Consider the following 26,155-nt stretch of genomic DNA (forward strand, 5'->3'; position numbering starts at 1 on the left):
TTTGATAAAATGCGTCATTCTGAACTTGTTTCAGAATCTTACAATACTATATATTGAGACCCTGAAATAAATTCAGGGTGACGAAATAACTACTATGAATAAAACTGATATACAACTGATTCTTATTTGGGCGCAAAGATACCCATATTAATTTTTATAGACCTGCTCGCCATTCACAAAAGTAGAGATCACCTTTGTCTCCGGCACTTTATCTATATCAACTTCCATAATATCCCTATCCAGAATCACGAAATCGGCAAATTTACCAACCTCAATACTTCCTTTTTCATCTTCTTCAAAATTTGAATAAGCTGCCCAAATCGTCATTCCCTTTAAAGTTTCCTCTCTGCTCAGTGCCTGCTCTCTCATAAATCCTCCTTCAGGAAAATTTTCAGTATCCTGGCGATCTACAGAAGCGTAAAAGGTTAAAAAGGGATTAACCTGCTCTACAGGAAAATCGGTTCCTAAAGCCACCATTCCGGCCTGATCCAGTAATTTTTTATAGGCATAAGCTCCTTTGATCCTCTCATCTCCCAGCCTGTCTTCTGCCCAGTACATATCGCTCGTTGCATGTGTTGGCTGTATGGACGGAATTATATTTTTGCTGAAATACTTAAAATCTGCGGAATCGATTACCTGGGAATGTTCTACTCTCCAGCGACGTTCATTACCATTTCCTAACAGGGAATCATAGGTTTTTAGCACTAAATAATTCGCCGAATCACCAATAGCGTGAGTGTTCATCTGAAATTCAGTTTTAGCAATACGCTTCGCCGTTTTTTTAAATTCTGAAACCGGAGAAAGTAATGCGCCAAAATGATCCTGCCTGTCCGAATATTCTTCTTTTAAAGCAGCGCCACGAGATCCCAAAGCTCCGTCCCCATAGAATTTCACCGATCTTACATTTAACTTATCGGTCTTATAGGGTCCTTCTTCTAAATAATAATCCAGATTCTTTTTAGTATTACTAATCATGGCGTACAACCTGATCTTTAATTCCCCGGAATTGTGCAGGCTGTCTATTAATTCGATTACCTGCTTATCTATTCCCGCATCATCAACGGTAGTTAATCCATACCCAAAACAGATCTCCTGGGCATCCATTAGTGCTTTGATTTGAGTTTCTATATTTATATCGTCTGTGATCTTTTCAATAAGCATCATGGGATTATCTATCAATATTCCGGTAAGTTTTCCACCTTTCTGCTCAATATCACCACCCTCAAATTTAGTTCGAGTATTGATTTTTGCTTTATCCAAGGCTGCCTGATTTACCAGCATGGCGTGACCGTCTATTCTAGTCACTGCAACCGGAGTATCGGGAAATAATTTATCCAGCGTATCTTTTACCGGAAATTCCTTTACTTCCCAGTCATTCTGGTCCCAGCCTCTTCCGGCGATAAATTCAACTTTATTTTTCTCCTGAAATTCCACGATCTTAGCGACAACTTCCTTAAAACTTTGAGTGTTGGTAAGATCTACACGCTGCTGTTGCATTCCCAATCCGTAAAAATGGGCATGAGCATCAATCAATCCCGGATAAACCGCTTTGTCTTCAGCATCTATTTTTTCTGAAAATTCATATTTATTCCGAAGATCATTAGAAGTACCAACTTCAAGGAATTTTCCATCTTTTACCGCAAAGGCTTCCGCTTTTGCAAATTCGTTATTTACCGTATAAATAGTTGCATTGAAAACTAAAAGATCGGCTTTCTCTTTATCTGGCCCGCAGGAAGCAACTAGAAATAAAAGACAAAATAGATATAGGAATTTCTTCATTTTGTATAAGTTTTGATCAAAAATAGATAAAGCTTTTTAAAAATCTATGGGCTTGAGGAAATTTCAGGAGCTATCCCCATATCGATATCAGTATTTCACTTCTTAATTTTGAAATAAAAGCCATATTTTAGAACTCTTAAAAATTAAATTGAATATCCACCATATGTCCTAAATTGATAACAGACGTCGTTCTGAACTTGTTTCAGATTTTCAGAACACTAGTAATCATAACTGTAACTTAAGACCCTGAAATAAATTCAGCGTGACGAAATCACCATAGGACAAAAAACGGATATGTAGAATAATTAAACCTCACATGAAATTAAAACTGAGTTTCCTTCTTATTCTTTTCCTGAGTAACCTGAGTTTAAAAGCCCAGAATTCAACGGAGCCTGAAATCAGGCAGTTTCATGATTCTATAGGATTTGCAAAACACCAGTGGCAAATGGACAGCATCGTTGCCCGGATCGCAGATGCTGATAAAATCCAGAATCAGGAAATTTATAAAGCTGTGATCAATCCGCATGATGATTATAAGTATGCGGCCGGGCTTTATGCTAAAACACTTTCGGGAATAAAAGCGAATACGGTAGTATTGATAGGAGTGGCGCACCGGGCCAGAAATTTTGATCTTCAGGATAGGTTGATCTTTGGATCTTTCAACTCCTGGGAAGCACCGTATGGAGAAGTGAAAATTTCAGCATTAAGAAATGAATTGCTTCAAAATCTCCAGGAGGAGTCTTTTGTTGTGCATGATAGCATGATGCAACTGGAACATTCTCTGGAAGCCATCGTTCCTTTTTTACAATATCAGAATAAGGATGTAGAAATAATTCCGCTGCTTGTGCCTTATATGAAATTTGAAGATATGCAGAGCTTTTCCAAAGAACTTTCAGAAAAATTATCGCAAATTATGGAAGAGAAAAATTTGGAATATGGAAAAGATCTCGCGGTGGTGATCTCCAATGACGCTATTCATTATGGAAGTGAAGACTGGGGTGGTAGCGATCTTGCGCCCTTCGGAACAGATAAAGAAGGAAATGAAAAGGCGCATCAGAAAGATTTAAAGATCATTGATGAAACCCTGAAAGGAGAAATAGATAACACGAAAATCAAAGCTTTCAACAACTACACGGTAAAAGCTGAAAATTACAAAGAATACAAGTGGACGTGGTGCGGGCGATATTCAGTACCCTTCGGACTTCTTTTCGCCAATGATCTAAGTAAAATAACTGGTCATGGAAATTTAAATGGTAAAATGCTGGATTATCGTTCCAGTCTCAAAAATGAACATATAAAAGTGGAAGATCTAGGAATGGGAACTACGGCTCCCTCGAAAGCAACCCATTGGGTAGCCTATCTTGGGATGGCGTATAAATAAACCGGACCACCCGCAAACTGTTAAAAATTAATTGTTTGTTTGTAAAGTATTCCAAAATGAAAAAGGCTGTCATTCCGAACTAAATTCAGGGGCTTGATCACCGATTAAAAATTAATTCATGATAAAAAATACAGTACTTAGCCTTATTCTTCTGCTTTTGCTCTTCTCCTGCCAGGAAAATAAGAAAGCACAACCAGAATTTGACCTTATCATCTCCAATGCGAATATTGTGGATATTCAGAATGATAAGATTCAGCCCAAAAAGTTTATCGCTATTAATAATGACACGATCCAGCTGATTGGGAACATGGAAAATTTTAAAAACTATAAAGCAACCAAATCCCTGGATGCCGAAAATAATTATGTGATGCCCGGGTTGTGGGATATGCATGTTCATTTTAGGGGTGGAGATTCCCTGATTGCTGAAAATAAAGGGTTTCTATCTTTATTCCTCGCTTATGGAGTAACTACCGTTCGGGATGCCGGAGGGGATATTTCTACTTCGGTTTTAGACTGGAGAGATCAAATATCTGAAACTTCATTAGACGGGCCGCGAATATTCACTTCAGGCCCTAAACTGGATGGTGCCACTCCAGCCTGGGAAGGTTCCATCAAAATCAAGAATGAGGCTGATATTGAAATTGCGCTGGATTCCCTGGAAAATATGAACGTGGATTATGTAAAAATGTATGATGGCAGTCTGACTCCTGGAAATTTCTACGGAATCATACAGAAAGCCGAAAAACGAGGTTTAAAAACTACCGGGCATATGCCCTTAAAAGCTGACTTTACCACAGCAATTGAATATGGCCTGGATGGAATTGAACATATGTACTACACGGTGAAAGCTAGCTCTCCCCTGTCCGATAGCCTTTCAGAGACCGGAATGGGATACGCCATGATGGAGCCATTGATAGACACTTATGATACTGAACTGGCCCGGGAAGTATTTTCAAAAATGAATTCAGCAAAAGTGAGTATCACTCCCACTCTGTATATTGGGAAAACCCTGGCCAATATTCTGGAAGTAGAGCATTCGCAGGACAGCCTTCTCAATTATATAGGAAACGGGATCCAAAAAACCTATCAGGGAAGGGTAGAAAGTGCAAAACGAGCCCAGTCTTCTGGAAGTAAGATGCGTGAAAAGATGGAAAACTTAAGTGTAGAGATGATCGTTCCCATGTATGAAAATGGGGTAAAAATTCTTGCTGGTTCAGATTCAGGGGCTTTTAATTCATTTGTCTATCCCGGTGAATCTTTACATTCAGAACTAGAAGAATTGGTAAACGCGGGCTTAACACCGGCGCATGCATTGGAAACTTCCGTGGTGAATGGCCCGGAATTTTTCGGACTGGAAGCAGCTTATGGAAGTCTAAAAAAAGGAAAAGTCGCTGATATAATTATACTTCAGAAGAACCCATTAGAAAACATAAAAAATACCCGAAGTATAAAATCTGTTATCAGGAATAACAAGATCTACACTCCGGGTAGCTTATTGAAAACTATAAAAAATCCTAATTAACAATTAAAAATCAAACTTATAAGTAGCTCCTCCAAGAATCTGAATTCCCTGAACATCATAGTCCAGCCACTTTTGATAATTGTTATTTAAAAGGTTGCTTCCTTTTACGAATGCTGAAAGCTGATCGTTAAAGCGATAGCCTAAGTGCGCATTAGCATCAAAATAACTATCCAGTGTTTGAATTGGATCATTAAAAGTTAGGCTTATAGAACGGTTCTCGTCTTTTCTTTCGCCTACATAAAACAGATTAGCCCCTGTATACCATTTTTCAGTGATCTGATAATCGGCATTCAAGCTGGCCTTCATCACAGGTAAATTCCAGGCTTCAGCCTGAGCATCGGTATTATAATCGAAGAATTCAGCATTTATTCCAAGTCGGAAGTTTCTATTTACATCTACATTTAATTCCGAATAAAAAGATAGGGTTTTCACGTCATCATAGACCACATCAAAACTGTTTCCATATGTATAACTTTCTCCTTCAAGCGTTGAAGCGTCATAATTCCTTTTAAACAAAGCTTTATTAAATTGCGACTGGTAACTTCCACGCACATTATAGGAGATCGCGTTGCTTAATTTCCCCTTAGCTCCCAGATATCCTTTGTACTCATTATCTGTAGGTAGAATATTTAGCGTTGGAGAAACATATGGATTTTGCTGATAGTAGTTATAATAGGTATTTTGCTCAAGATCTCCGTCAACACCCGCATAGGCCGTAAAATAATCACCAGCTAGTCTATAACTCGCCGTGACCGCAGGATAGATATAAAAACTACCGTCACTTCCTTCCACATCCATCCCATACACGAAGTTCACTCCAAGATTAATACTAAGATCATCTCTTAAAATCAAAAGACTTGGAGTAAAATTGAAGTTCATAAAGGTGTAATCGTATCCAACTTCTGAATCGTATGTTCTGTCAAATTTGCCATTTACAATATCGGCTCCAACTTTTGTAGAAATAAGTTCTTCAGCAATTTCTACTTCAAAAAGACCTTCTGCAGTGAAATGATTTTCAGCAGTGCTAAAGGAGTCTCCAGAATGACGAAAACGCGCCTTTGCACTATCAAAGAACGAATCATATAATTCTATCTCACTTCCCACATACACCGAAAAATAGTTCTGGGCAGGATCAAGACTATTCAATTCAGGATCTGTACCGGGATTTTCAGGAATATTATATTCCGGTAAACCATACCAATTGAATAATTGATGCTCTGCTCCTACTTCAGCCATCCATGACAAGTCACGGTTTCTGGTGTTATAGTTCAGATTCAGCTCAGTATCGTAAAATTTATCATCCAACACTACATCTTCAATTCCGCCCTGAGAAGAATTATGGGTAAGGAAAATTCCGAAATTACTGCTTCTATCTATTTCCAGACTGGAATAGAATTCAGCCAGCACATTCGAATAGTTTCCGAAGCCTAAAGTGGCATAATTATCATAGACTTTTGGAGGTCTCACTCTCTCTACCGTAGTAGCCCGCCCTTTTGCAGGAGTAAAAGTGGAAGCTACCGGTACCGAAAATATAGAATATTGCACCGGTTTCTTCTGAAGACTTACCGAATCATTTCTGGTTGGGGTCGCTTTAATTTTGCTCGCATCTCTAACCGACGGAGTATATGGTTTTACAACTGTTACCGTTTCGCTTCCAATAGGATCCTGGGCATAAAGGATCCCACTAAATATAAACAGACTAAAAAACAGACTTTTCTTGATTGCTTTAAATCGCATATAGCAGTGAATCTATTAGATTAAGTTTAGTTATTTGTTTCTACAGAAGCATTGGTCTTTGCTTCCTGGGCTTTGATCTTGGACAATTCGGCTCTCGCTTCCTTAACAACTTCTGGAAACTTTTGGAAATTCTTGGTTACATTCTCCAGGATATAAGTTGCCTGATAAGCATCTCCAAGGGCATAGAAGTTTTTGGCCATAAGCACCAATCCTTTTGCTCCCCATAATTTATATCCTGCAAAATCTTTTGCCAGAATCTGTACTGCAGCATTCGAAGCTTCATGATTTCCATCCTTATGTTTGAAGTAAGCATCATAATAAAGTGCTTCTGCTCCCAATTCTCCGGTAGCAGTCTTCTGAACTTCTTTATAAGCTGAACGAGCTTTAGTATCATTTCCAGATTTTACCGCTGCCCTGGCAACCATGATACGCGCATCGTTTCTCGCCTCGGTTTCAGCAGTAGAATTATTCAATACTTTGTCAGCATATTCATTCGCCTTTCCAAAATTCCCCGTTTCGAAATAAGACTTCATCAGGTTTTGCTGAGCAAAAACTACATTCTGCTCATTATCGGCTTGCTTTTCTAACTTCTCGAGTAATGGAAGCGCATGTGTATAATCTTTCTTTTCTAAATAGATCTGAGACAATCTTGCCAGTGCCTGTTCTGAAAATTCATTTTTAGGCTTTGAAGTGACATATCTATAATTAGGAATAGATTTCTCAACATTTCCATCTCTGTAATATAATTGAGCCAGGTAAAAATTAGCATTTATTGAATGTATTCCATTCGGGAAATTCTGAATATATTTTTCAAAATTAGCAATCGCCTTTGCTGAATTGTTATTCAGATATTGATTTTCAGCAGCTTCATACGTAGTGTTATCAAGATCTGCATCGCTAACCTCCACAAAATCTATATTTCTCACCCAGCTGGCATACTCATCGGTTCTTCCCAAATCTACATATACGTTTCGTGCCGTAGAAACCGCCTGCTTAGCTTCGGGGGTGTTTGGATAATCCGCAACTACTTTTCTCAATCTTTCCAGCGCCTTATTCCCGTCGTTATTATTGTAATAGATAAGTCCCTGTCTCAACATAGCCTTAGGAACCAGGGCACTTTGTGGCACATCTCTTATCAACCTGTTATAAGATTGAATTGCCTGAGTGGTATTGTTGCTGGCTACATACGTATTTCCCAGCTCATACATCGCATCGTCTCGATATGGCGAACGCGGATATTTCCCGGTAAAACTATTTAGTTCTTCAATTTTAGTATCGTTTCTATTTACAAATCCGTAGCTGATGGCTTTTTGAAAAGCTGCATAATCAGCATTGCTAACTCCATTATTAATGGCATTTTGATAAGCTTCCATAGCCGGCCAGTATTGACTGGTCACATAATACGTATCTCCCAGTCTTAAAAGTGCATCATTTTTCTTAGCTCCTTCAGCATTAGAACTTGAAGCATAGGATTTGAAATAATTTACAGCCTGAGAATAATCGTTCTTTTTAAAATATGCATATCCAATATTGTAATCTAGATCTTCATATTCATCAGTATTTCTGGCAGCGCTCATTCCTTTAAATTCACGATACCCAAGAATTGCATCGTCCATTCTGTTTACATTATATTCACTTTCAGCCTTCCAAAAAGTAGCTCTGGCAGTAATATTTTGATCCCTTGGTTCTTTTAAGGCCTTGTCAAAATTTTTGATAGCTTCATAATAATCTTCTTCATCATAAAGTTCCAATCCGTAGAAATAAGCTACTTTTTGATACGCCTGTTTATCGCTGAAATTCCTGTTATTCTCCAGTAACCGCATCGCCTCCTCGTAGTTTTTGGAAGTGATAAAAGAATCGATCAAAAGACTTTCCATTTCCTGACGCTTTTCAGATTCCGGATATTTATTCAGATAATTGATTAAAACCTGCGACGGACTCTCATAAGAGTTTCCTATCTCATAGCTAAGTTTTGCATAATTTAGTAGAGCATCTTGCTGAATCTTAGCATCGAACTCCATTTCACTGGCGTTCTTAAAGGCATTCAATGCCTGTTGTTTTTGGTCTGATTCCAGATAAGACTGAGCAAGGTGATAATAGGCATTTTGAGCAATGGCATTTTTACCATCCACGATCTTATTGAATTCGCTAATGGCCGCCTCATAATTCCCCTGTTTATAGTAAGCATAACCTAATTGATAATAATCGGTGTTATTCCACTTACCACGCATTCCATTATATCCTTTTAAATAGGGAATCGCTTCCTCATATTTTCCAAGATTGAAATAGCTCTCCCCGATAATTTTATTAAGCTGCGGAATTTCCTGGCGGTTAGATTTTGGAAGTTGTTCCAATCCCTGCTCAATAGCTTTTTCAAAATTCCCAAGTTTGAAATTCATATCAGCCTGGAAATAAGAAAGATCTTCAGTGTAACGGTCGTTGCCTTTTACCTCCTCAAAATATTCATTCGCTTCTTCATAATCGTCCCCTTCGTATGCGATATATCCAAGATAGTATTTTGCCTGCGATCCATATTCTTTTGAATCACGAACCCTGTTAAAATATGTTTGCGCCTCTTCAAATTGATTTGATCTGAAATAAGCATATCCATTATTGAAGTAAAAACGCTCACGATCTTTACGGCTCATGGCATTTTCATCTACACGATCGTACCATCTTCTGGAAAGAGGATATTTACCCGTTTGGAAATAATAATCGGCTACATCTAAGTACGCCGAATTTGTTTTAGTACTCGTTGGATACCTGGTCACGAAATTCTCCATGAGTCTGTCTGCACCCGGCTGATTAAGTCTTACCGCTGCATTGGCGATATAGTAGGCTGCATCTCCTTTTATCTTTTCATCATCGGTCTTGTCTTTAACATCATCGAAAAGATTTTGAGCAGCTAAATATTGCTCATTATTGTACAATTCCAGAGCACGATTAAAGTCGACTAACTCGTGCGTATAGGCAGCAGATTGCTGACAAATAGCGGAAAATGAGAATGATATAAAAACGACTAGCAGATAAGCTCTCTTTAGTGTCATTTATTGTTTTTTAAATTGGTGTTCAAAGATAATTTAAAGCTTGCTTCTATAACGCCCATAAAGTTCTATAATTATGTTAACGGAAAAAAAAGTATGTATCAGCCTTTTGAAAAATGTATATTTGGAAGCCCATAAAGGGTGTTTAAATACCAGATTCTAATCTACCGGATTACAATAAAAAAGGTGATTTGCCGGTTATATATGGGAGCTGATAGAAATGAATACATCCAACTAAACTAATATTTTCATGTCTGAAACTGTTCTGGAACTCACTAATGCAGCAATTTACCAACGCGAAAGCCTTATTTTATCTGAAGTAGATGTTAAAGTAAACAAAGGTGATTTTGTGTATCTCATTGGAAAAACCGGAACAGGAAAAAGTAGTTTTATGAAAACGCTTTATGGCGACTTGCCTCTTACAGAAGGTGAAGGCCATATTGTAGATTATAATCTACGAACTTTAAAAGAAAAAGACATTCCCTACCTACGCCGAAAACTAGGCGTGGTATTTCAGGATTTTAAATTGCTAACCGATAGAAATATAAAAGACAATCTACTTTTTGTATTGAAAGCTACGGGCTGGAAAGACCAAAAAGGAATGGATAGTAAGATTGATGAAGTTCTAGATAAGGTGGGAATGAAAACTAAAGGATTTAAATATCCGTATCAACTTTCAGGTGGTGAACAACAGCGTGTGGCGATTGCCAGGGCTTTATTAAACGATCCTGAATTGATCCTTGCCGATGAACCTACCGGTAATCTGGATCCCCAGACTTCTGTGGAAGTGATGGAGGTGCTTCAGGAAATCAGTAGAAATGGAAATACAATTTTAATGGCCACCCACGATTACGCGCTTCTGCTTAAATATCCTTCAAAAACCTTAAAGTGTGATGGCCAAAGGGTTTTTGAAGTGGTTCAGAAATCGGTTTAATACAGCATTGTTAAGTGAGACTGTGTCGCTGCACTTGCAGTGACAAATTAATAAAAGTCTTTGCGAGGAGCTTACGACGAAGCAAACTCAATCTGAAATAAATTCAGCATGACACAGTACATTATCACATTGCTACCCCCATTACTTTTAAATACGTCACTCTGAAATTGATTCAGGCTCTTAATTCTTCAATAGCTAAAATGAGGAGATACTGAAGTAAATTTAGCATGACGGTTTCCTCAAAAATCTTTACTAATATTTTAATTCTCTCTTCAAAGGTCATTCTGAACCTGTTTCGATGTTTTAATCATTTCAAAAAAACTTCCTTTGTAGTTTCATTTTTTAATAACTTGTAGCATCTTCAAAGAAATTCATGGACATTTTAGGAATAGATATAGGCGGCTCAAGTCTTAAAGGCGCCGTAGTAAATATGAACACGGGAAAGTTAAAAACTTCAGCCCATCGTATTCCCACACCAGAATCCCGTGAACCAGATGGCATTGCCCTCGCAGTAAAAGAAATGATAACGCATTTTGATTATGATGGTATCGTAGGCTGTGGATTTCCCACCATAATCAAAAAAGGAATCTGTAATCACGAAGGCAATCTTAGTGAAAAGTGGGTTAATGTAGATGTTGATACTCTTTTTGAAAAAACTACGGGACTTAATTTTACGGTAATTAACGATGCCGATGCCGCCGGACTTGCAGAAATAAAATTTGGGGCTGGAAGAGATCATGAAGGTTTTATTCTTATGATAACCGTAGGAACAGGTTTGGGTAGCGGAGCTTATCTTAACGGGGAACTAATTCCTAATTTTGAACTTGGACAGATACCTTATAAGGAATATGAAAAAATTGAGGAATGGGCAGCTTCTTCCGTAAAGACTGAAAAAAAATTAAGCTATAAAGAATGGGGTTCCCGCTTTAATGTCTTTCTAAAGTATATTCATAAAATTCTAAACCCGGACATGATTATTGTGGGCGGAGGGATCTCCAACGACTGGGACAAATTTGAAAATTATTTAGATCCAGATGTCAAACTGATTCCGGCAGAACTTAGAAATGACTCAGGTATTCTGGGAGCAGCATTGGCAGCTTACGTAAAAGATTCTAAATAACATTTAACCTGAGGGAATGGTAATATTGTTCGTGCTTTGTATATAAAGTTTTTAGAGGTCAGTAAATAGTTTCATATTTAAAATGTTTATCAATTCTACGAATGTCAGATTGAGCGAAGTCGAAATCAAAACCTAACAGACCAATAGTTCTCGACTGCGCTCGAAATGACCATAAAACTATTTTTATATCTCTGTTGATCAGTTTTTATAACCTTCAAATTATAAGCACTTATCTACTGACCTCTGAAAATTTTATTTCACAATTCGGTCTATCTTATTTCAAATTTTAAATTGTCAAGAGCTTCCCAGCTATTCCGTTTTTGAATGTTTCCTTTTTTTCAAATTCATTTGAACTACCGCCAGAAGTATAAGTCCGATCCCTAACCATTGTAAAACATCTACCTTTTCATTCAGTAAAAAATATGCCATTAATACGGCTGCAGGCAGTTCTATAGAAGAAATGATCGCTCCCAGGCCTACATCTATTTTCGGCATTCCGGCCGTATACAACAGGGGTGGCAGAATAGTACCAAAAAGGGCTAAGACCAGTCCCCAGTTTAGCAAAATATCCATTTGATATTCAACAATTAAAAAAGGCAACGATATAACACTCACTATCATAAAACCTCCAATCATCATCCAGAGACTACGTTTCAAGGAATGCATCTCCAGGGAAACGGTATTTGAACAATAAATAGTTCCGGTATAAGACATGGCTGCCAGTACTCCCCAACCAATTCCTCTCCAGTCTATCTCAAACGAATCGTTAAGAACGTTGGTAGCCATTAAGGTTCCTGCGAGAATAGCGATTACCGCAATGATTTTTTTCGCGCTCGGCTTTTTACGCTGCAATAAGGCTTCAAGGACTACTCCCATCCATACACTTTGCATCAACATAACGATCCCTATTGAAACCGGAATGTATTTTACCGCCAGATAATAAAAGGTACTGGTAAGACCCAGCGTGGTACCCGCAGCAATCAATTTTAATTTGCTCCTCGTTCTGGATTTTTCTGTTGTACCTGTTTGTTTTTTCCTTACAAATAAATTAATCAGTAAAAGTCCTACTACTCCTAAAGCCATTTGAGAAAAAGTGACTTCATGCGAAGTATACCCATCTTCATAAGCCATTTTCACAAAAGTGGTAAGCATTCCGTAGCTGCATGCTCCCAGAGCCACCAGAAGAGAACCTTTCAGTATAGATTTATCCATTTTAATATGTAGCTAAATTTGCAGGAATCGTGATTTTAAATGACTGATTTCCCTTTCCCGGCACCTTCCTGTAACATGATACAGGCAGTATTTATACATAAAAAAGCCCACCTTTCGGTAGGCTTTTCTTTATTATTGTGTCATTTAGATCTTAGGGAGAGATCTCATTAGATTTCTCAGTTGCAAATCCATCCTTCGACTGCGCTCAGGATGACATTGGAGTGCGCTCAGGATGACACTTATAATTTAGATCGCTTTAGATCTTTTTCTTTCGTTTTCAGTAAGCAAAACTTTTCTCAACCTTAAATGGTTTGGAGTTACCTCAACATATTCATCTTTCTGAATATATTCTAAAGCTTCTTCCAAAGAGAACTTGATTGCAGGAACGATCTTCGCTTTATCATCTGCTCCGGAAGAACGTACGTTAGAAAGCTTTTTGGTTTTAGTGATATTCACCGCCATATCATCCTGACGTGAATTCTCACCAATCACCTGGCCTTCATAAATATCCTCACCCGGATCTACAAAGAATTTACCTCTATCCTGAAGTTTATCAATAGAATAAGGAATCGCTTTTCCTTTTTCCATAGAAACCAAAGAACCATTCTGACGCTCTGGAATTCCTCCTTTAACCGGCTGATATTCCTTATATCTGTGCGCCATGATCGCCTCACCTGCCGTAGCGGTAAGTAACTGGTTTCTTAACCCAATAATTCCTCTTGAAGGAATAAGGAACTGAATATTCATTCTTTCTCCCTTAGCTTCCATAGAAAGCATCTCCCCTTTTCTCATGGTCACCATTTCCACGGCTTTACCAGAAACATCTTCCGGAAGATCTATAGTAAGCTCTTCAATAGGCTCACATTTCACTCCGTCAATTTCCTTAATAATCACCTGCGGCTGACCAATTTGAAGTTCATAACCTTCTCTTCTCATTGTTTCAATAAGAACAGATAAGTGAAGTACCCCACGACCATATACCAAAAATTTATCGGCACTGTCAGTTTCATTTACACGTAGGGCAAGGTTCTTTTCAAGTTCTTTATACAGTCTTTCCTTGATATGTCTTGAAGTCACGAACTTTCCATCTTTTCCGAAGAAAGGAGAATCGTTGATCGTGAAAAGCATACTCATGGTAGGCTCATCAATCGCGATAGTTTTCAAGCCTTCAGGATTTTCAAAATCGGCAACGGTATCACCAATTTCAAAACCTTCTAAACCTACGATCGCACAAATATCACCTGCCTGTACTTCTTCTATCTTTCTACGGCCTAAACCTTCGAAAGTATGTAGTTCTTTAATTCTTGTTTTCTTGATGCTTCCATCACGCTTTACTAAAGAAACCTGCTGATTTTCTTTCAAAGTTCCTCTCTGTAATCTACCAATGGCAATACGTCCGGTAAATGAAGAGAAATCCAGGGAAGTGATCAACATTTGAGGAGATCCTTCCAGATCTACTTTTGGTGCAGGAATGTGTTCCATTACCATATCCAGCAATGGCTCGATATTATCGGTTTCGTTCTTCCAGTCGTCACTCATCCAGTTGTTCTTCGCCGAACCATATACGGTTGGGAAATCCAGCTGCCATTCTTCAGCGCCAAGCTCAAACATAAGGTCAAAAACCTTTTCGTGAACCTCATCTGGAGTACAGTTTTCTTTATCAACTTTATTTATAACCACACATGGTTTCAAACCAAGATCGATCGCTTTTTGAAGTACAAAACGCGTTTGCGGCATAGGTCCTTCAAAAGCATCTACCAATAGTAATACACCATCAGCCATGTTCAATACTCGCTCTACTTCACCGCCAAAATCGGCGTGACCAGGAGTATCAATAATGTTTATTTTTGTGTCCTTATACGTAACTGAAACGTTCTTGGAAGTGATGGTAATTCCACGCTCTCTTTCAAGATCATTATTATCCAGGATAAGTTCACCCGTAGACTGGTTATCACGGAACAATTCACAGTGATGCATAATTTTATCAACCAGGGTAGTTTTACCGTGGTCAACGTGTGCGATAATCGCGATATTTCTAATAGCTGTCATGAAGCCTTATTTTTAAGGCTGCAAATGTACAGCTATTTTTCTCTAAACAAGCCTAGTTTTAAAAGATTTTAATATACTGAAAATCAATAGATTTAAGTCTGTATTTAAACTCCTGATCTTTCTACTGAAGCTTTAAAATCTCTGAGATTTGATAAAAGCCAAAAGCTCTGCTAAAAAAGTTAATTCCATTAAGTTTCAAATTTCTGCCGAACCGGCCTATTTCACTGAGCTGCAAATACATCAGAAAATTAGTATTACTGCACCCTGTTAAACCTGAAAAAAATAGCTGTTAAAGCCTTTTAAATTATTTGAAATACTTTCTTCTGAATTCTAGTTTTGGGGCAAACAAAAAGAATTATTATGAAGATTATTAAAGGATTATTTTTATCAGTTTTAGTATTGACATTTGCGAGTTGTGATGATGACGATGACAATGAAGTTGTAGACAACACCATGACTTATGAAGCTCAGTTAGGATCTATTAACGATTCTGGAGCGAACGGAACAGCGACTGTATCTATACAGGACGATATGCTAACGGTAAATGTACAGGCTCAGGGAATGGTGCCAAACCAGGCACACCCACAACATATTCATGGATTAACCAGTGGCGAAGAAGGAACCTGTCCACCGGCATCTGCAGATACCGATGAAGATGGGATTATCACTATTCCGGAAGGAGCACCTTTTTACGGTGAAGTTATACTTCCTCTGGCAGACTTTCCAATGGCAGATGAAAATGGAAACATCAGCTATGAAAAGACTTTCATGTTAGGTGAAAATGAAAACCCAACTATGGCAGAACTTGGAGACCTGGATAACAGGGTAATTGTTCTACACGGTTTAAACAACAATGACGAGTATGTAGCTACTATTCCAGTTGCCTGCGGGGAACTTGATGAAATGTAGAAATAGCTAAAATACCGAATAAAAAAACCGCCGACTGGCGGTTTTTTTTTATGTTAAGATTCATCTGCCGAAGGCCCGTAAGTGGCCGGCACTGAAATGTCCAGTAATCTGAAATAAACTCCCAACTGCGCCCGGTGATGAGGAAACTGGTTCATGACCATAGATTGTAAAACATTGAATCTAGGCATTTCCATAAGTACATTTTCTCCCTGGGTCATTTTCCAGGTATCGCTGTAAACCTCATCTGGTTTTTTAAGCGCTTTTTCTGCTACGGAAGCATTATTTTTTAAATCTGTAACAATCTCTTCCACTGTGCTTTTACTAGGAGGTTGGTATCCTTCGAGATCCCAACCATTAGAATCCATAGTCCCGGAGATCCATTCAGGAATTTCAGCTAAATGATTAGCAATTTCCTTAATAGTCATTGATTTATCATGAGGTTTCCAACTCATCTTATCTTCTGGAATTCGCTTCAGAAATTTTTCGGTTAGAGCTACTTCCTGCTGTAATTGGGGAATTAAAAATTCTTGAATTTTCATATCAATGGTTTTACAATTAAACTTCCTTCTAATTTAAGAAAAATTAGCCTTTTAATTTATCCAGTTAGAAAACCTCATCTAATTGCAATGTGCTATTAATTCAGTTACCTTTGCTTCAAATTTTGAAGAAATGGATCTAAGTAAAATTCCCAATATTAAGTTTAGTGATTCCAATAATTTTTTCCTCCTCTCCGGGCCTTGTGCTATTGAAGGAGAAGATATGGCCTTGAGAATTGCTGAAAAAGTGGTTTCAATTACCGATAAATTGGAAATACCTTATGTTTTTAAAGGTTCTTTCAAAAAGGCAAACCGAAGTAGAATTGATAGTTTTACAGGCATTGGTGATGAAAAGGCCTTAAAAATACTTAGAAAAGTTTCCGAAACCTTCAACATTCCTACCGTTACAGATATTCATGAAGTTAATGACGCAAAATTAGCGGCAGAATATGTAGACATCTTACAAATTCCGGCATTTTTAGTTAGACAGACAGACCTTGTTGTTGCCGCTGCCGAAACCGGAAAAGTGGTGAACCTTAAAAAAGGGCAGTTTATGAGTCCGGAAGCAATGAAACACGCCGTAACCAAAGTGACCGATTGTAATAATGAGCAGGTGATGGTCACAGATCGTGGAACCATGTTCGGTTACCAGGATATGATTGTAGATTTTAGAGGAATTCCTACCATGCGTGAATTTGCACCAACGGTACTGGATGTCACACATTCTCTTCAGCAACCCAATCAAAGCAGTGGTGTGACAGGTGGCAGGCCAGATATGATAGAAACTATAGCCCGTGCGGGTGTGGTAAATAAAGTGGATGGTTTGTTTATAGAAACTCACTTTGACCCTGCAAATGCTAAGAGTGATGGCGCCAACATGCTGGATCTTTCTTATTTGGAAAAACTGCTTAGCAATCTTGTAGCTATTAGGAAGACCGTTAATTCATTATAAAAGACGATAATTTCCCCTTTAAAACAGCTCCTTTTCGGGAGCTTTTTTTATTCATTTCTTCAGATGCTACCTGTTTTCTATAATTAAAGAATCGTTAATTAGAAAATCAATAATTGGATTTCATTCAATTTTCCGGTAATTTGAAGACATACTAACCAACCAATACATGAAGAGAATATTTCCCCTGCAGAAATTCCTATTCATTCCAATTTTGCTTACAGGATTTTTATTTCCTGGAATGAACTCCATTTATGCTCAGGAAAAACCTGAAATAAAAATAGGCGGCGCCCTTAGATTCAATTACAATCTATCTTCCTGGAAAGAAGGTCAGAAAGAACGAGGTGGAGATTTCGGGTATGATATGTTCCGTGTCAATTTTAATGCTTCATGGAAAGATATTTATCTTGATGCTGAATACCGGCTATATTCTGAAGCCTTTGGTGGCGGATTCCTGAAACAGGGCTGGGTTGGTTATCGCTTCAATGAAAAAGATGAAATTCAGGTAGGACTTAACCAGGTTCCTTTCGGAATACAACAGTATAATTCCCATAACTGGTTTTTTAACCTTACTTATTATTTTGGGTTAGAAGATGATCATGATATGGGAGTGAAATTCCGTCATGAAGATGAGACATTTGAATATGATTTAGCATTCTACAAAAATGCTGAAGAATTACAATTTGGTGGAGATACCGAATCTTCTCCAAATAGATATTCTTATGATGTAGTTGGGCGGAATAAAGAAGTGAACCAGGTAAATGGAAAACTCATCTACAAGTTCGGGGATTCTATCAAAAACAGGCTTGGCACATCTGCACAATATGGCGGTTTATATAATTTAGATACCAAAAAGACAGGATCTCATAGCGGACTTGCCATTCATTACGAATTCGATTATAAAAACTGGAATTTAAAGGCTCAGGCGATGAAAATTAGTAATAATCCTGAAAACCTGCCGGGAGAATCTGATGATATCCTGCAGATGGGTGCTTACGGCGTTCCGTACGAAGTTGCTGCAGATTATAATATTTACACCCTCGCTTTTTCTAAAAGTATTCCGGTAAAACTTGGCCCTATTAGCAATCTCCAGTTCTATAATGATTTTGGATATATGGATAAGGAAATTGAAAGATTTGAAGACTCTTTTATGAATGTGACAGGAATCCTTGTAAGTGCGGGTCATGTGTATACCTATATAGATTATGCGGCGGGTTATAATCATTCCTGGCTTGGAGGAAATTTTGTAGATGACTTTTCCACCGGAAATCCGGATGCCAAATGGGAAGCAAGATTCAATATTAATATTGGATATTATTTTTAAGAATCAATAGAAATTAGATGTATGGCTGAAAAAGTTACCAGAAGTGACGAAAAGAAATCCATATTTGGTCTGGAAGTAAACGGACCAGTATTTTTTACTTCGTCTATATTCATTATTGTAAGTATTGTGCTTACGCTTATTTTCGAAAAAGAAGCTGAATCCTTTTTTACTAAGCTTCAAACCGGAGTTGCAGAGAATGCCGATTGGTTTTTTATTCTGGCAATTAACCTGTTTCTGGTTTTTCTTATATACCTGGCTTTGGGAAGATTTGGAAAATTGCGGATAGGTGGTCAAAACGCAAAACCTGAATTTAAGACCCTTTCCTGGTTTGCCATGCTCTTTAGTGCGGGAATGGGAATTGGATTGTTGTTTTTTAGCGTTGGCGAACCAGTAATGCACTTCAACTCACCTCCAATGGCCGAAGCAGGTACCGTGGCTGCGGCAAAGGAAGCTATGAACTTCACTTTTCTCCATTGGGGTTTTCATGCCTGGGGCGTTTATGCCCTGGTAGGTCTATCGCTGGCATATTTTACATATTCCCGGGGATTACCTCTTACGATAAGGTCTATTTTCTATCCGTTTCTGGGAGATCGTATCTACGGAAAAATAGGAGATGTTATTGATATTTTTGCCGTACTAGCTACACTTTTTGGACTGGCGACTTCACTCGGCTTTGGGGTTCAGCAAATTGCTTCTGGTTTGAATCACGTTTTCGGACTCGCTGACGGCATCACTACTCAAATAATCATCATTGCTATAATTACCATGATCGCAACAGCATCGGTAGTATTGGGAGTAGATAAAGGAGTTAAAGTGCTAAGCGAATGGAATATGAGAATTGCCGTAGTATTATTAATACTGGCACTAATACTTGGTCCAACAATATTCATTTTTCGATCTTTTGTTGAAAATACAGGGAGTTATTTATATAATTTTCTGGATATTTCTACCTGGAGCGAAACCTATACCAATAGCTCCTGGCAGAATGACTGGACTGTCTTCTACTGGGGCTGGTGGATTGGCTGGTCTCCATTTGTTGGAATGTTCATCGCCCGTATATCCAAAGGAAGAACAATCAGGGAGTTTATACTGGGAGTGCTATTAGTACCTTCCCTGGTAACTTTTTTCTGGATGTCGGCTTTTGGTAGCGTAGCTATTGATCAAATAATGTCCGGAAATGACGTTTTAAGCCAGGCAGTAAATGATGATATTGCTACTGCCCTATTCGTATTTTTCCAGGATTATCCATTATCTATGATCATTAATATAGTTGCAATATTACTAATAGCGGGATTCTTTATCACTTCATCAGATTCAGGTTCATTAGTTATTGACAGTCTTACTTCAGGAGGAAAAATTGACGCCCCGGTGGGTCAGCGAATTTTCTGGGCGGTGACTGAAGGTACTGTAGCTGCGGTGCTCTTAGTTGGTGGCGGTCTACAGGCACTACAAACTGCAACCATTGTAACCGGCTTGCCTTTTGCAGTCATCTTAATAGTAATGTGTTATTCTCTTCACAAAGGTCTTAAGGAAGATCTCCATAAGCTGAAAGAAAAGAAATCTAAGAAACAGATGGAAAATTATGAAGAGATCGTTTCAGAAATAGTTAATAAAAGAAATTTACAAACTTCAGAGAAAAAAGACGAATCATGAGAAATATAGAAAAAATTCTGGTTGCACTTGATCTCACTTCAACCGATAAAGAGCTTATAGAGTACGCTTCATTTCTTGCTAATGAGATGAAGCCTGAAAAAGTATATTTTGTTCATAATATCAAAAAATATGAGATATCTGAATTGTTTCAGGAGCAACTCAAAGACCTGGATCTGGAAAAAATGATTAGCGATGAACTGGATGAAAAGGTTTCAACGCACTTTAATGCTGAAACCAATTCAGAAGTGCTTATTTCAGAAGATCCTTATACCGAATCACTCATAAATTATATAGTCCATAAATACAGTATAGACCTGGTTATGGTAGGAAATAAATCCAAGAAAAAAGGGACTGGAGTAATTTCTGAAAAACTGATGCGATTGCTAAAATGTGATATTCTTACCGTTCCTGAAAATACAAAACAAAACCTAACTAATATTTGGGCGGGAACAGATTTTTCGAGGGAGTCTATTAAGTCACTTCAAAGATCTACATACTTAGCTAACTACACTGGTGCAAAAATTACAGCAGTTAATGTTTATAGCGTTCCTATTCAATTCACTCCCTACCTTGACAAAGAAGAAATGCTTCCAAAAATCGAGAAGCACACCCGGGAAAAATTTGAAAAATTCTTAAACCGAAATAAAATAACCGATTGCGAAATAAAAATAATTCGGGGAAGGGAAGCCAGTGTAGCCGAAAAGTTATCTATTGAATCTGAAAATGCAAGTGCAGATCTTGTTATAGTTGCCGATAAAGGTGGGAATGTTTTCTCATCGCTGCTCGTGGGAAGTGTCACCGACGAACTATTTACCCGAAGTCTCAAAATTCCTCTTTGGGTTACGAAGTAATTTCAATCAGTAAAATTAATTCTGAATAGTAAATCTCAAAAATTGCTATTTTTCATTTATTAAATTTCAATAAAAGAGGAATTCAGAAATTGTTCCTGGCTCTTAATTGGTTCCTATTTTTTATATGCTGAAAATAACTTCCGAATAAAGTCAATTGCCAGGTTATGGTATTCTAGCCAATTGAGAACGAAAATGATAAAAGCTCCCCCGAAAGGAGCTTTATTTTATCATAATTACTAAATCTTTCTTATAATATCCTCATTTATTTTTAAACAATTGTTAATCAAGCCATTGTTTATGCTTTATCTAGCTAAATTGGGATACTAACAAAAAACTAATTTATAAAATGGAAAACCAACTAGAAAATTTTGCAGATCAGGTTGCTAACTTTTTACCCGATTTGCTAGGAGCACTATTAGTATTACTGGTAGGGTGGCTAATTGCTAAAGGCATCAAATCACTAATCGTTAGATTGCTGAGAAAAACAAATTGGGACGAAAGGGTATTTGGTAAAAGCGATGTTGGAGACACCAATGTTTTCCTGGCCAATATAGTTTACTACATTATTATGATTGTGGTGATTCTTGTGGTCCTTGAAATCCTGGGTGTTGAACAGGTCCTTACGCCACTCGAGAATATGGTGGGCGAATTCCTAGGTTTTATTCCTAATCTTATAGGAGCAATTCTAATCGCATTTATCGGCTATATTCTGGCCAAATTCGTTTCCAATCTTATTGGGATTAGCGGAAATTTTCTGGACAAATGGATAGATAAAACAGGTTTTAAGGATACTTCAAAAATTATTGATATTCTTAAAAAAGTAGTTTTTATCGTAATTTTCATTCCATTTTTGATACAGGCATTCAATGCACTAGAAATGGAAGCGATTTCGCAACCTGCAAACGATATTTTATATGATTTTACTGCGATGTTGGGTGATATTATTATTGCCGGTTTAATTCTTGCAGTTTTCATCTGGGGTGGTAAATATTTAGCTAATTTCCTTGAAGACCTCTTTAAAAGTATGGGCTTAGACCGTGCTGCGGAAAAGATCGAGATGCACAACATGATAGGTGCAAACCAGTCATTATCCAAAATTGTAGCTAATCTTATTTATTTCTTCCTTGTATTCTTTGGCCTGATAACGGCGGTTGAAGTACTGGGATTAGATCAATTAACGCAAACATTAGATGAAATTCTTGAAGTTACCGGTCAGATAATTTTTGGACTGATCATTCTTGCGGTGGGTAATTATATATCCCTGCTTATATATGATACTATGAGCAAATCCCGAAATAACAATTTCATTGCCAGTGTGGTGAGATGGGCTTCATTAGCTCTATTCCTTGCGATTGCATTGCGTACTATGGGAATTGCCAACGAGATCGTTGAATTGGCCTTCGGATTAATTCTAGGAGCTATTGCAGTAGCCGTAGCCCTGAGTTATGGACTTGGTGGACGTGATGCTGCCGGGGAACATTTTAGAGAGATCGTTCAGAAATTCAAGGATGATAAATCTATTAAGGATTCTGAACCAAAATCCGGAACCGCTTCGGGTTCCAATAAACCTTCGAATACACGTAGGGATATTAATGATCCTGCAAATCCTAATAATCCTGATAAACCAGGAAATCCAAATGATCCAAACGATCCAAGACTGGATATTTAAAATTACAAAGCCCTGCAAAATGCAGGGCTTTTTTTATTCCCAGAGATCTATCCTAATCTTTAAAATCCGCGATTATTAAAACCGGAAAATGATCTGAAGGATATTTTAAATTTTTCGAATCACTTAGAACCGCGTATTTCTTGATATGAACTTGATTATTGGTGAAAATATAATCGATTCGGCGCGTCACAGCTTCAGTAAAGTTGTAGCCGTTAAAGGTTCCTTCCGGGCCAAATTTGAAGTCCGCTTTCTCTTTGGACTTTTCCATAAATTCTGAAATTAACCGGATCCCCTCCGATTCTTGTTCCAGATTAAAATCCCCCATCAGGAAAACTGGCAATGCCTCCCGGTTTAATTCCTTTATTTTCTGAATGATCAATTTAGAACTTTCAAGTCTCGCTTTATCACCCACATGGTCAAAATGTGTATTAAAGACCCAGATCTTTTTCTCCGATTCCTTTTCCTGGAACAGGGCATAAGTGCATATCCTATTATAATCTGCATCCCATCCTTTACTTATCTTTTCGGGTGTTTCTGAAAGCCAGAAGGTATTAGACTTCAGGACGTCAAACTTGTCACTTTTATATAAGATCGCACTAAATTCCCCCTTATCTTCTCCTTCCCTACCTACTCCCAGCACTTTATAATTATTAATATTTTCAGTAAAGAAATCTAGCTGAGATTTCACCGCTTCCTGTACTCCCAGAACATCAGGCTCATAAAATTGTATCTGATCTGTGATCCACTCCTTACGCTGAGACCAGCTGTTCTCGCCATCATTCTCATTGGCATATTTTATATTGTAGGTCATGACCTCAATTTCCTGGCAAGTCACCCCAGTCGTGATAAACAGAAAACTTAGAATTAAGAGAAATTTTTTCATAGTATCTAGATTTGGTTTAAAGTTCGGAATATTTCTTAGAAATAAGTAACGGTTAATTTTATATATCTATAGATAAAGATATGTAATACGAGATCTAATATTTATTGTCACATTGAGCGCAGCCGAGATATCTTTATACACCCTTCGACTGCGTTCAGGATGACATACATCTATTATTTCTATACGCTAAAGCATTTTTTTTTAATTCCAGCATCGTTAATTGAAATTTTTTATCGTACTTTGTATTTCAAAGTACTTTAAAATGGAAAACGAAAAGTATCTTCAGGATCTCAGCGAGATCAAAAATATGATGAATCGCTCATCTCGATTTATATCCTTAAGCGGACTCTCAGGTATCTTCGCCGGCATCTATGCAATTATTGGCGCAATGACCGCAAAACTTATCCTGGCACAAAATGCTTCGGTTTATATCAATGGCTACGATTCGGTTGTAGCAAATATCGAAAAGTCAGATTTGGTTATGCAGTTAGTGCTCGTAGCAATCGCCGTACTTGTGCTTGCTATAGGAACTGCCGTTTTTCTTACCACACGGAAAGCAAGAAATAATAACCAGAAAATATGGGATAACACCAGCAAAAGATTATTGATTAACTTCTTTGCCCCTCTTTTTGCCGGAGGCATATTTTGTCTCGTCCTTTTGCAATATGAACTCGTAGGACTTATTGCTCCTGCTATGCTTATTTTTTACGGTCTGGCTCTGGTTCACGCCAGTAAGTATACCTTTGGTGACCTTAAAGGCCTGGGCTATGCAAATTTGATTCTCGGCCTTATTGCGACACAATTCATAGGATATGGAATCTATTTTTGGGCGGTAGGCTTCGGAATCTTTCATATTATTTATGGCATCTGGATGCATAATAAGTATGATAGAAAAGCTGCTGAATGAAGAACATTATTAGTAATATTAATAAAGCCTTTGATCATAGGATCCGCCTGGGGATTATGAGTGTTTTAATGGTGAATGAATATGCAGATTTCACAACACTCAAGGAATTACTCGGTGCTACCGACGGGAATATTGCAAGTCATGTTAAAGCGTTGGAAAAGGCAGATTATATTAAAGTTGAAAAATCATTTATAGACAGAAAACCGAATACACGCTATAGTGCTACAAAATCTGGACGTCAGGATTTTCAAAAACATATAGACGCAATAGAAAACCTCTTAAAGAAAAATTATAAAAAATCATAATACATCAAACTACCTTTTTTTATCTATCTACTTTGAATTTCAAAGTGCTTAATATCAACTAAGATCATTTATTATGAAAACTACAAGACTTTTAATCATTCTACTTATCGTTGGAGTAATTCTATTAATTCCATTTATCGCCATGCAGTTAGGAGCTGAGGGAGTAGATTGGGATTCAAGAGATTTTATGATCATGGGAATATTACTATTAGGCACTGCGCTGGCATTAGAATTTTCTCTTCAGAAAATTAAAACTACCAAGAAACGTTTTATCGCCTGCGGACTCATTCTCATCGGACTTTTCTTGATCTGGGCAGAACTGGCCGTAGGAATCTTTGGTACTCCATTTGCCGGAGAATAAAAAAATTTCATCCCTCACCCGGAACTAAAAAAAACAGTTCCGACTTATCCCATAGTAGAGGTGAATTAGAAATCCAGAGGCCAAGCTGTCGGGAAGTTTTATAAATTAAATACGAAAAACATGAAAACTGAAAATTTTGTAGACAAAGATTCGATAGTAAGGGAGATCTGGGGAAAAACCGACACGATCCTTTTTATTTTCGCCGGTGCCTCTGCTGAATTTGCCTTGAATAAAGCCGTAGACTGGCTTTATTATACGGGAAAATTACCTGAAGATCCATTAGGCCGGCTATTTTCAACGGTAGCCTATGCCTGTAAAATCGTTTTTTCTGAAAAACAAGCGGCGATAAGTGCCATCGAGATAATCAACAAAGCCCATGCAGATGTAGAGTCCCAGCGCGGAAAGAGTATTCCAGATTGGGCTTATAGAGATGTCCTTTTTATGCTTATAGATTATTCCATCCGCGCTTATGAATTACTTGAAAGATCACTAACTATCGCTGAAAAGCTGGAAGTTTTAGAAGTTTTTATTCGTGTTGGAAAAAGAATGAAGCTAAAAGACCTTCCAGAAAACTTTCAGGATTATGAAGTAATGCGGAAGAATCATCTTGAGCAGCACATGAATTACGGTAATTATACCCGGGATCTATACCGGCAATATTGCAAGCACTTGGGCTGGTTTAGATATCAGCTCTTGCTGGAAACCCAGATGCTCATAACTCCTAAAAAAGTAAGACAGCTGTTACTGCTTCGGAAATTTTCAATATTACGTCCGTTGCTTCCAGGTTATAAATTGAGCCGGAAACTTAAACTTGACTTTTTACTAAAAACACTGATTCTACCTGCAGATTATAAAGAAGAAATAAGATCACTCGATCATGTTTCAGTATAATTTTCAAAATGAACGGAAGAAAGACTTTAATAAAATATCATTCTAAGTTATTGTACGAGTAACTCCTGCAATGTCTTTTTTGACCTTGTAGGTATATTTTTAGAAACCGGCTACTTAATTATACCTACAAGGTTTGGCA

21 protein-coding genes are annotated in these 26,155 nt (G+C 37.7%); 14 read left to right on the forward strand and 7 right to left on the reverse strand.

Translation table 11 applies throughout. The features are described from left to right. Window positions 1-147: 147 nt before the first annotated feature. Window positions 148-1,779, reverse strand: a complete 1,632-nt coding sequence (locus GFO_RS11965; RefSeq protein WP_011710398.1) for an amidohydrolase — start codon at window positions 1,777-1,779, stop codon at window positions 148-150. A gap of 316 nt (window positions 1,780-2,095) precedes the next feature. Between GFO_RS11965 and amrB the strand changes: the two genes are divergently transcribed. Both amrB and GFO_RS11975 read left to right on the forward strand, forming a co-directional pair. Further along, window positions 2,096-3,160, forward strand: coding sequence for an AmmeMemoRadiSam system protein B (gene amrB / locus GFO_RS11970; RefSeq protein ID WP_011710399.1), 1,065 nt, complete (start codon window positions 2,096-2,098; stop codon window positions 3,158-3,160). Between the two features lie 118 nt (window positions 3,161-3,278). After that, window positions 3,279-4,682, forward strand: a complete 1,404-nt coding sequence (locus tag GFO_RS11975) for an amidohydrolase family protein (RefSeq protein WP_011710400.1) — start codon at window positions 3,279-3,281, stop codon at window positions 4,680-4,682. 3 nt (window positions 4,683-4,685) lie between these two features. Here GFO_RS11975 and GFO_RS11980 read toward each other — a convergent pair whose 3' ends face one another. Then, a complete protein-coding gene (locus GFO_RS11980; protein ID WP_011710401.1) occupies window positions 4,686-6,419 on the reverse strand; it encodes a TonB-dependent receptor in 1,734 nt (577 codons plus the stop codon). A gap of 26 nt (window positions 6,420-6,445) precedes the next feature. Then, window positions 6,446-9,466 carry a tetratricopeptide repeat protein gene (locus GFO_RS11985; RefSeq protein WP_011710402.1) on the reverse strand — a complete coding sequence of 1,007 codons (3,021 nt, stop codon included), beginning with the start codon at window positions 9,464-9,466 and terminating at the stop codon, window positions 6,446-6,448. Window positions 9,467-9,713: 247 nt separating this feature from the next. Here GFO_RS11985 and GFO_RS11990 point away from each other — a divergent pair, with 247 nt between their 5' ends. Together GFO_RS11990 and ppgK are read left to right on the forward strand one after the other, a co-directional pair. After that, a complete protein-coding gene (locus GFO_RS11990; protein ID WP_011710403.1) occupies window positions 9,714-10,397 on the forward strand; it encodes a cell division ATP-binding protein FtsE in 684 nt (227 codons plus the stop codon). A 373-nt stretch (window positions 10,398-10,770) separates the two neighbouring features. Then, window positions 10,771-11,517, forward strand: coding sequence for a polyphosphate--glucose phosphotransferase (gene ppgK / locus GFO_RS11995; protein ID WP_011710404.1), 747 nt, complete (start codon window positions 10,771-10,773; stop codon window positions 11,515-11,517). A gap of 309 nt (window positions 11,518-11,826) precedes the next feature. Here the strand turns inward: ppgK and GFO_RS12000 are convergent, their stop codons facing one another. Both GFO_RS12000 and typA read right to left on the reverse strand, forming a co-directional pair. Beyond that, window positions 11,827-12,729, reverse strand: coding sequence for an EamA family transporter (locus tag GFO_RS12000; RefSeq protein ID WP_011710405.1), 903 nt, complete (start codon window positions 12,727-12,729; stop codon window positions 11,827-11,829). Between the two features lie 246 nt (window positions 12,730-12,975). Continuing rightward, window positions 12,976-14,778, reverse strand: coding sequence for a translational GTPase TypA (typA, locus tag GFO_RS12005; protein ID WP_011710406.1), 1,803 nt, complete (start codon window positions 14,776-14,778; stop codon window positions 12,976-12,978). 360 nt (window positions 14,779-15,138) lie between these two features. Between typA and GFO_RS12010 the strand changes: the two genes are divergently transcribed. Further along, window positions 15,139-15,687: a CHRD domain-containing protein gene (locus GFO_RS12010; protein WP_011710407.1), complete on the forward strand. Its 549-nt coding sequence runs from the start codon at window positions 15,139-15,141 to the stop codon at window positions 15,685-15,687. Window positions 15,688-15,740: 53 nt separating this feature from the next. On the opposite strand, the gene GFO_RS12015 is transcribed toward GFO_RS12010, so the two are convergent. Further along, on the reverse strand, window positions 15,741-16,226 hold the full coding sequence (locus GFO_RS12015; protein ID WP_011710408.1) for a DinB family protein: 486 nt from the start codon (window positions 16,224-16,226) through the stop codon (window positions 15,741-15,743). Window positions 16,227-16,356: 130 nt separating this feature from the next. Here GFO_RS12015 and kdsA point away from each other — a divergent pair, with 130 nt between their 5' ends. The 5 genes from kdsA (at window position 16,357) to GFO_RS12040 (ending at window position 22,669) form a co-directional block, all read left to right on the forward strand. Further along, the gene (gene kdsA, locus GFO_RS12020) at window positions 16,357-17,175 is read left to right on the forward strand and encodes a 3-deoxy-8-phosphooctulonate synthase (protein ID WP_041250371.1); all 819 of its coding nucleotides are present in this window, start codon (window positions 16,357-16,359) and stop codon (window positions 17,173-17,175) included. Between the two features lie 166 nt (window positions 17,176-17,341). Then, window positions 17,342-18,496, forward strand: coding sequence for a hypothetical protein (locus tag GFO_RS12025; RefSeq protein WP_011710410.1), 1,155 nt, complete (start codon window positions 17,342-17,344; stop codon window positions 18,494-18,496). 21 nt (window positions 18,497-18,517) lie between these two features. Continuing rightward, entirely contained in the window at window positions 18,518-20,149 is a 1,632-nt protein-coding gene (locus tag GFO_RS12030) for a BCCT family transporter (protein WP_011710411.1), read from the forward strand. Continuing rightward, entirely contained in the window at window positions 20,146-21,000 is an 855-nt protein-coding gene (locus tag GFO_RS12035) for a universal stress protein (RefSeq protein WP_011710412.1), read from the forward strand. The genes GFO_RS12030 and GFO_RS12035 overlap by 4 nt, the downstream gene beginning before the upstream one ends. 346 nt (window positions 21,001-21,346) lie before the next feature. Beyond that, the gene (locus tag GFO_RS12040) at window positions 21,347-22,669 is read left to right on the forward strand and encodes a mechanosensitive ion channel (protein WP_011710413.1); all 1,323 of its coding nucleotides are present in this window, start codon (window positions 21,347-21,349) and stop codon (window positions 22,667-22,669) included. A 52-nt stretch (window positions 22,670-22,721) separates the two neighbouring features. Here the strand turns inward: GFO_RS12040 and GFO_RS12045 are convergent, their stop codons facing one another. Next, window positions 22,722-23,552, reverse strand: coding sequence for an endonuclease/exonuclease/phosphatase family protein (locus tag GFO_RS12045; protein ID WP_011710414.1), 831 nt, complete (start codon window positions 23,550-23,552; stop codon window positions 22,722-22,724). A 262-nt stretch (window positions 23,553-23,814) separates the two neighbouring features. Here GFO_RS12045 and GFO_RS12050 point away from each other — a divergent pair, with 262 nt between their 5' ends. The 4 genes from GFO_RS12050 to GFO_RS12065 all read left to right on the forward strand — a co-directional run bounded on the left by GFO_RS12050 (window position 23,815) and on the right by GFO_RS12065 (window position 26,016). Continuing rightward, entirely contained in the window at window positions 23,815-24,459 is a 645-nt protein-coding gene (locus GFO_RS12050; protein WP_041250117.1) for a hypothetical protein, read from the forward strand. Then, entirely contained in the window at window positions 24,456-24,764 is a 309-nt protein-coding gene (locus GFO_RS12055; protein ID WP_011710416.1) for a winged helix-turn-helix domain-containing protein, read from the forward strand. The genes GFO_RS12050 and GFO_RS12055 overlap by 4 nt, the downstream gene beginning before the upstream one ends. Before the next feature lie 73 nt (window positions 24,765-24,837). Further along, window positions 24,838-25,125: a hypothetical protein gene (locus GFO_RS12060; protein WP_011710417.1), complete on the forward strand. Its 288-nt coding sequence runs from the start codon at window positions 24,838-24,840 to the stop codon at window positions 25,123-25,125. A 120-nt stretch (window positions 25,126-25,245) separates the two neighbouring features. Then, the gene (locus GFO_RS12065) at window positions 25,246-26,016 is read left to right on the forward strand and encodes an oxygenase MpaB family protein (protein WP_011710418.1); all 771 of its coding nucleotides are present in this window, start codon (window positions 25,246-25,248) and stop codon (window positions 26,014-26,016) included. Window positions 26,017-26,155 lie beyond the last annotated feature (139 nt).

It is taken from the genome of Christiangramia forsetii KT0803 (assembly GCF_000060345.1).
Taxonomy (GTDB): domain Bacteria; phylum Bacteroidota; class Bacteroidia; order Flavobacteriales; family Flavobacteriaceae; genus Christiangramia; species Christiangramia forsetii.

Coding starts and splice junctions, on each gene's coding strand:
- GFO_RS11965 (WP_011710398.1), bottom strand. CDS start 1,779: ATGAAGAAATTCCTATATCTATTTTGTCTTTTATTTCTAGTTGCTTCC.
- amrB (WP_011710399.1), top strand. CDS start 2,096: ATGAAATTAAAACTGAGTTTCCTTCTTATTCTTTTCCTGAGTAACCTG.
- GFO_RS11975 (WP_011710400.1), top strand. CDS start 3,279: ATGATAAAAAATACAGTACTTAGCCTTATTCTTCTGCTTTTGCTCTTC.
- GFO_RS11980 (WP_011710401.1), bottom strand. CDS start 6,419: ATGCGATTTAAAGCAATCAAGAAAAGTCTGTTTTTTAGTCTGTTTATA.
- GFO_RS11985 (WP_011710402.1), bottom strand. CDS start 9,466: ATGACACTAAAGAGAGCTTATCTGCTAGTCGTTTTTATATCATTCTCA.
- GFO_RS11990 (WP_011710403.1), top strand. CDS start 9,714: ATGTCTGAAACTGTTCTGGAACTCACTAATGCAGCAATTTACCAACGC.
- ppgK (WP_011710404.1), top strand. CDS start 10,771: ATGGACATTTTAGGAATAGATATAGGCGGCTCAAGTCTTAAAGGCGCC.
- GFO_RS12000 (WP_011710405.1), bottom strand. CDS start 12,729: ATGGATAAATCTATACTGAAAGGTTCTCTTCTGGTGGCTCTGGGAGCA.
- typA (WP_011710406.1), bottom strand. CDS start 14,778: ATGACAGCTATTAGAAATATCGCGATTATCGCACACGTTGACCACGGT.
- GFO_RS12010 (WP_011710407.1), top strand. CDS start 15,139: ATGAAGATTATTAAAGGATTATTTTTATCAGTTTTAGTATTGACATTT.
- GFO_RS12015 (WP_011710408.1), bottom strand. CDS start 16,226: ATGAAAATTCAAGAATTTTTAATTCCCCAATTACAGCAGGAAGTAGCT.
- kdsA (WP_041250371.1), top strand. CDS start 16,357: ATGGATCTAAGTAAAATTCCCAATATTAAGTTTAGTGATTCCAATAAT.
- GFO_RS12025 (WP_011710410.1), top strand. CDS start 17,342: ATGAAGAGAATATTTCCCCTGCAGAAATTCCTATTCATTCCAATTTTG.
- GFO_RS12030 (WP_011710411.1), top strand. CDS start 18,518: ATGGCTGAAAAAGTTACCAGAAGTGACGAAAAGAAATCCATATTTGGT.
- GFO_RS12035 (WP_011710412.1), top strand. CDS start 20,146: ATGAGAAATATAGAAAAAATTCTGGTTGCACTTGATCTCACTTCAACC.
- GFO_RS12040 (WP_011710413.1), top strand. CDS start 21,347: ATGGAAAACCAACTAGAAAATTTTGCAGATCAGGTTGCTAACTTTTTA.
- GFO_RS12045 (WP_011710414.1), bottom strand. CDS start 23,552: ATGAAAAAATTTCTCTTAATTCTAAGTTTTCTGTTTATCACGACTGGG.
- GFO_RS12050 (WP_041250117.1), top strand. CDS start 23,815: ATGGAAAACGAAAAGTATCTTCAGGATCTCAGCGAGATCAAAAATATG.
- GFO_RS12055 (WP_011710416.1), top strand. CDS start 24,456: ATGAAGAACATTATTAGTAATATTAATAAAGCCTTTGATCATAGGATC.
- GFO_RS12060 (WP_011710417.1), top strand. CDS start 24,838: ATGAAAACTACAAGACTTTTAATCATTCTACTTATCGTTGGAGTAATT.
- GFO_RS12065 (WP_011710418.1), top strand. CDS start 25,246: ATGAAAACTGAAAATTTTGTAGACAAAGATTCGATAGTAAGGGAGATC.